Source organism: Flavobacterium sp. FPG59, assembly GCF_002150205.1.
GTDB lineage: Bacteria > Bacteroidota > Bacteroidia > Flavobacteriales > Flavobacteriaceae > Flavobacterium.
In genome coordinates this window covers 1-6,431 of sequence record NZ_MTCA01000179.1, presented here as the reverse complement: position 1 = coordinate 6,431, position 6,431 = coordinate 1, and the positions used below count along the sequence as shown (strand labels likewise).

Annotated in this window: 8 protein-coding genes; 1 reads left to right on the top strand and 7 read right to left on the bottom strand. The window is 31.6% G+C overall.

Translation table 11 applies throughout. The features are described 5' to 3' along the window. Positions 1-36: 36 nt before the first annotated feature. The 6 genes from FPG59_RS12795 to pyrR form a co-directional block, all read right to left on the bottom strand. Positions 37-540, bottom strand: coding sequence for a CAP domain-containing protein (locus tag FPG59_RS12795; RefSeq protein ID WP_086454979.1), 504 nt, complete (start codon positions 538-540; stop codon positions 37-39). A gap of 159 nt (positions 541-699) precedes the next feature. Beyond that, positions 700-1,344: a pyridoxamine 5'-phosphate oxidase gene (gene pdxH / locus FPG59_RS12790; protein WP_086454978.1), complete on the bottom strand. Its 645-nt coding sequence runs from the start codon at positions 1,342-1,344 to the stop codon at positions 700-702. Positions 1,345-1,384: 40 nt separating this feature from the next. Next, positions 1,385-2,290: a ribonuclease Z gene (locus FPG59_RS12785; RefSeq protein WP_086454980.1), complete on the bottom strand. Its 906-nt coding sequence runs from the start codon at positions 2,288-2,290 to the stop codon at positions 1,385-1,387. 70 nt (positions 2,291-2,360) lie between these two features. Continuing rightward, the gene (locus FPG59_RS12780; RefSeq protein ID WP_086454977.1) at positions 2,361-2,693 is read right to left on the bottom strand and encodes a ribonuclease Z; all 333 of its coding nucleotides are present in this window, start codon (positions 2,691-2,693) and stop codon (positions 2,361-2,363) included. 67 nt (positions 2,694-2,760) lie between these two features. Then, a complete protein-coding gene (locus tag FPG59_RS12775) occupies positions 2,761-3,687 on the bottom strand; it encodes an aspartate carbamoyltransferase catalytic subunit (RefSeq protein ID WP_086454976.1) in 927 nt (308 codons plus the stop codon). A gap of 35 nt (positions 3,688-3,722) precedes the next feature. After that, entirely contained in the window at positions 3,723-4,268 is a 546-nt protein-coding gene (pyrR, locus tag FPG59_RS12770) for a bifunctional pyr operon transcriptional regulator/uracil phosphoribosyltransferase PyrR (RefSeq protein WP_086454975.1), read from the bottom strand. A gap of 199 nt (positions 4,269-4,467) precedes the next feature. On the opposite strand from pyrR, the gene FPG59_RS16650 reads away from it, so the two are divergent. Further along, entirely contained in the window at positions 4,468-4,641 is a 174-nt protein-coding gene (locus FPG59_RS16650) for a hypothetical protein (protein WP_176330745.1), read from the top strand. Between the two features lie 67 nt (positions 4,642-4,708). On the opposite strand, the gene FPG59_RS12765 is transcribed toward FPG59_RS16650, so the two are convergent. Beyond that, positions 4,709-6,328, bottom strand: coding sequence for an ABC-F family ATP-binding cassette domain-containing protein (locus tag FPG59_RS12765; RefSeq protein WP_086454974.1), 1,620 nt, complete (start codon positions 6,326-6,328; stop codon positions 4,709-4,711). Positions 6,329-6,431: the final 103 nt, after the last annotated feature.

Below are 6,431 nucleotides of genomic sequence, written 5' to 3'. Positions count from 1 at the left end.
GTTATGAGATAGCTTCAAAAAAAAAACTTAAAAAACTTAAATTCTAGCAAATAAATTTGTGAAATATTTTCTACCAGTTGTAGGATGTTCTCTAACTGCTAAACCAAAGTGAGTAAAATTACCTTCGATTACTGCTTTGTGTCCTGGACTTGCAAGCCATGCATTAAGAACAGATTGAGGAGTATTATAGTTGTAAGCTACATTTTCGCTAACTGTCTTAGCTCCTAAAGTTTTTATGATATTATCTGATCTTTCAACAAAATTATTATGATTAACAACATTATTTTCAATCATATAATTGTCATGCTCTTCAGACTTAAAAGACATATGATTAATTTTCAAAAGTGGGTTAAGACCTTTACTTACACGATAAGAATTAATTAAATCCATCGTTTCGATTTCAAAAGCACTATACGAAAAATTAGAAACTTTTTGTACAGTAGGCTCATTAATTTCTTCATCTGAACTATTAGATGAACATGACGCTAATATACATACCACTAAACTTAGCAATAATGTACGAAGTAATTTTGTAGTCATAATGTAGTAGGTTAAACTTAAAGTCGATTGTGGGGCAACAAACTTTATAATTAGTAATCTAATTTTATTTCTTATTCAAATATAGATAAAAATCCGTTATAAGGTAAATAAAATCGATAAACTACATCATAAATTCAAAATTGTAAGTTTATTTATATTTTACGGTGCAAGTCTTTCAATTTTCCAAGTTTGATCATCTTGAAAAACATAACGTATTCTGTCATGTAAACGATTAGGACGGCCTTGCCAAAACTCTACTTCTGAAGGATTTACAATGAAGCCTCCCCAATATTCAGGTCTTGGAATTGGCATGTTCTCAAACTCAACTTCAAGCTTACTTAAGTTACTTTCCAGCTCAGCTCTAGATGCAACCACTTCACTTTGGTTAGATGCAATTGCCCCAAGTTTACTACCATCTGGTCTGGAGTTAAAATAATTGTCTGAAATCATTTCAGAAGTTTTAGTTGCTACTCCTTTAATAATTACCTGACGTTCCATAGTATGCCAAAAAAATGATAAACAAACTTTATCATTCTCAATAATAGCCCTACCCTTTTCTGAATTATAATTAGTATAAAAAATGAAACCTTCTTCAGAAAATTTCTTTAATAAAACAACTCTTGCTCTTGGAAAACCATCTAAACCAATTGTTGATAATGTCATGGTATTTACCTCACTATCTCCTCCATAGTCTTCAACTTCATGAAACCATCTATTAAATAAATTTATAGGATCTTCTGGAATGTTACTTTCTAAAAGTTCACTTTTATCATATGACTTTCTATAATCACTTAAATCATTCATTATTGTATAGTTTAAATAGTGTTTTTAAATTATTTGCATTTTAAAATTCAAAGCTTTTACCGTCGTCACCCAATAATATATTTGGAAAAACAGTTTCTGCTTCTTGTTTGAACATTTCAATACTTTCATAGCGTGTTGAATAATGTCCTAGAATTAATTGTTTTGCATTAGCTTTCAGGGCAATTAAAGCAGCTTCTTTGGCAGTAGAATGTAATGTTTTTTTAGCTAAATTTTCCTCTGATTGTAAGAAAGTCGATTCGTGGTACAGCACATCTACATTACTTATAATAGGAAGTATATCTTCATTATAAACTGTATCAGAACAAAATGCATAACTAAGAGCTGGAACAGGATCAAAGGTAAGATCCTTGTTTAAAACTACAGTACCGTTATCAAGGGTAATGTCTTTACCGTTTTTAATATTTTGGTAATAACAAGTATCTATAGCATAGTTTTGTACTGCATCAATATTTAATTTTCGCTCTCCTATTTTTTCTTGGAACAAAAAACCATTGGTATATACTCTATGCTTAAGTGGAATTGTTTTAACAACAACTTTATGGTCCTCAAAAATTATTTCACTTTCTAAGGATTCTAATTCATGAAAATACAATCCATAATTTGTCCAGGAGTTTGATAATCTCAGTTGTAATTTTATAATCTCTTTAATCCCTTTGGGACCATAAATATGCAAATCAGTAGTCCTATTTAATAAAGAAAATGTTGATATCAAACCTACTAAACCAAAAAAGTGGTCTCCGTGTAAATGCGAAATAAAAATATGATTGATTCTAGAAAACTTCACTTTATTTTTTCGAAGCTGAACTTGTGTACCTTCGCCACAATCAATTAGGAAGAGCCTGTTGTTAATATCTAAAACCTGTGATGTAGGATTTGTAAAAGTCCTAGGAGTGGCTGCATAGCAACCAAGTATTGTTAATTTCAAGGTGTGTTTAATTCGATTATTTATACTTGCTTGAATCAATCAATAGGTTTAAAAAACCGAATTCAATTGATTAAAAGCCTAAATCTCTTTCAATCTCTTCCATTTCAATAATGTCATGCGCCTCTAATAATGATGGAACAACAGTTAACTTTGATGGAACTGCATTATAATCAAAATCAGAGGTCACTATTACAAATGATTTTTTTGCTTTTTTATGATCCTTTGATAAAGGCAAAAAAAGTTTTATGTCTGACATAGACATACTTTCATACATCAACAAATCAATAATAATGTTATGCTTTTCAAATGTCTTGTATTGGTGTGTAATTTTCATTAAAAAAGATGTAAAGTCACCTTGTGTATCTCGAATTACTATTGTGTGTCCTTTTTGATCTACTTTCATGATATTAAATTTAAATACATTTATAAAAATCTAGTGGTACATTATTTATCTAAAGTACTGAATATAGTTATTGAATTTTTGAGGCCAATAAATAAATGACAGCCATTCGAATGGCAACACCATTTTCAACCTGATTCAAAATTACAGATTGGTGATGATCTGCTACCTCACTTGTAATCTCAACTCCTCTATTAATAGGTCCAGGGTGCATAATCACGATTTCTTTGCTTAAGGACTCTAAAAGCGTTTTATCTAAGCCGTATTGCTGAGCATATTCCCGTGTTGATGGAAAAAAATTAACATCCATACGCTCATTTTGTACTCGCAACATATTAGCCACATCACACCATTCTAATGCTTTTCTTAAATCAGGTTCAACACCTACTCCTAATGAATTGATGTATCTTGGTATTAACGTTTTTGGCCCACATACTTTAACCTCGGCTCCTTGCATTTGCAAAGCATAAATATTAGACAATGCCACTCTTGAGTGCAAAACATCACCAACTATGACAACTTTTTTACCCGCAACTTCGCCTAAACGCTCTCTTATTGAATAACTATCTAACAATGCCTGTGTAGGATGCTCATGAGCTCCATCTCCAGCGTTAACAATACTTGCTTTGACATTTTTTGATAAAAAATATGCGGCACCCGGATTAGAATGTCGCATTACAACCATATCTACTTTCATAGATAAGATGTTATTCACGGTGTCTATTAGCGTCTCGCCTTTCTTTACTGAGGATTGTGCAGCCGAAAAACTAATAACATCAGCACTCAAACGTTTTTGAGCTAATTCAAAGGAAAGCTTTGTTCGTGTACTGTTTTCAAAAAAAATATTAGCTATTGTAATATCTCGTAACGATGGAACTTTCTTTATCGGTCTATTAATAACTTCTTTAAAATGATCTGCGGTTTCAAATATCAAGTCAATATCATTTTTATTGATGTACTTTATACCTAATAAATGATTTACGCTTAATTCTTTCATTTCTATTTACGATTATATTTTCTGATTTGCAATTGCTATGATTCACTAGTGATTAAATAAACACCATCTTCACCATCATTTTCTTTCCAACTTACTTTTACTTTTTCATTATTGATAGCATCTACCTGTCTTCCTCTATAATCAGGTTGAATGGGTAAATTACGGCTGAATCGTCTGTCAATTAAGACTAGTAATTCAATTTCTGATGGCCTACCAAAGGATTGGATTGCAGTCAATGCTGATCTAATACTACGACCGGTAAATAACACATCATCAATAAATATTACTTTTTTATTTTCAACAATAAAGTTGATCTTAGTTTTATTGGCTTCTAATGGTTTATCCGTTCTTCTAAAGTCATCTCTAAAGAAAGTTATATCGAGATACCCCAACTGGATTTCAGGAGTTTGATATTCGTCTTGCAGAATTTCTTTTAATCGTTCTGCTAAAAAAACTCCTCTTGGTTGAATTCCTACCAAAATCGTATCTGAAAAATTGAGGTGTTTTTCTATTAATTGACAAGCCAAACGGTGTAAAATGATAGTAACTTCTTTAGCAGTAAGCAATACTTTTTGGCTCATAGCGTATTTATTCTTTGGTTACACAAATATACAAATACATATTTAGCATTTTCAAATTAAATATAAACAAATACTGCATGATATTATAAAAATTAGGTTGACTTCAATTTATAATTTTATTCGATAATTATGTAACAAACATTTTTACTTTTAAATGTAAATTTACAAAATACAATAACAACATTAAAAACCTTATATCATGCAAAAAATAGCTACTAGAATCTCGTTATTATCTTTCCTTTTAATCACTTTATCAAGTTGTTCCATTGTAAAAGGAATTTTTAAAGCCGGTGTAGGTGTGGGTATTTTTTTAGTTATTGCTGTTATTGCAATTTTACTTTTTATAATCACAAAAATATTCAAAAGAAAATAATAGCACTGCAAAAAACTTAAGCTAGAATTTATATCAAAAAAAATCCCGCATTAGCGGGATTTTTTTGTTATTTAGAATACATTTTCACTCTCAATTCTTGTACTTTTTCATCATCTAAGTAGTCATCAAATGTCATGTAACGGTCTATAGCTCCATTAGGAGTAAGTTCAATTACTCTATTAGCTACAGTTTGAGAGAACTCATGATCATGCGTGGTAAAAATCACGGATCCTTTAAAGTTTTTTAATGAATTATTAAAAGCCGTAATTGATTCCAAATCTAAGTGATTCGTAGGCTCATCAAGCATTAACACGTTAGCACGTTCCATCATCATTCTAGACAACATGCATCGTACTTTTTCACCACCAGACAAAACACGACATGTTTTTAAAGCTTCTTCACCTGAAAAAATCATTTTCCCAAGGAAACTTCTAATATTTACCTCATCACGTTCTTCTTCTGTTTTTACCCATTGACGCAACCAGTCCACTAGTGAATAATCACTTTCAAAAAACGAATGATTTTCAACTGGTAAATACGCTTGGTTTGTTGTAACTCCCCAATCAAAACTACCCGAATCAGCTTTTTGATTTCCGTTTAAGATTTCATAAAAAGCAGTAGTTGCACGTGAATCTTTTGAAAATAAGACAATCTTATCTCCTTTGGCCATGTTTAAATCTACACCCTTGAACAAAATGTCTCCGTCAATAGAGGCACTCAAGTTTTGTACATTCAAGATTTGATCTCCTGCTTCACGCTCTTGATCAAAGATAATGGCAGGATATCTTCGGCTAGAAGGTTTTATCTCGGAAATATTTAATTTACTAATCATTTTTTTACGAGAAGTTGCTTGTTTCGACTTGGCAACGTTAGCAGAAAAACGACGAATAAATTCTTCTAATTCTTGTTTCTTTTCCTCTGCTTTTTTGTTTTGTTGTGCGCGTTGTTTTGCAGCTAACTGGCTCGACTCATACCAAAACGTGTAATTCCCAGAGTAATGATTGATTTTATTATAGTCTATATCAGAAATGTGTGTACATACAGAATCTAAAAAGTGTCTGTCATGCGATACTACAATTACCGTATTTTCATAATTTGCTAAGAAATTTTCTAACCAAGCAATGGTTTCAAAATCCAAGTCATTGGTAGGCTCATCCATAATTAATAAATCAGGATTTCCAAACAAGGCTTGCGCCAATAACACTCGTACTTTAATTTTCCCCTCAAGATCACCCATTAATGTGTAATGGTTCTCCTCAGTTATACCTAGATTTGAAAGCATTGATGCAGCGTCAGAATCGGCATTCCAACCATTCATTTCTTCAAACTGGACTTGCAACTCCCCTATCCTATCCGCATTTTTATCATTATAATCCAAGTACAGTTCGTCCATTTCCTTTTTCACAGCATACAAAACTTTGTTTCCCATCATTACTGTTTCTAGTACTGTATGTTCATCAAACATGTTGTGATTCTGGTTTAAAACAGACATACGCTTGCCAGGTTCTAAGTGAATGTGTCCCGAAGTAGGATCCATATCACCAGCGATGATTTTTAAGAAAGTAGATTTTCCAGCCCCATTAGCTCCGATAACGCCATAAATATTTCCGTGTGTAAAGGTTGTATTTACTTCGTCAAACAAAATTCGTTTGCCAAACTGAACTGATAAATTATTTACTGTTAACATGAATTATAATTTTAATAATTTTTTGCAAAAGTACAAAATTCGCTTAGTTTAATTTCATTTTATCATTTTAAGTTCTCAAAAAAAAAGAGGACATCATTTAGAC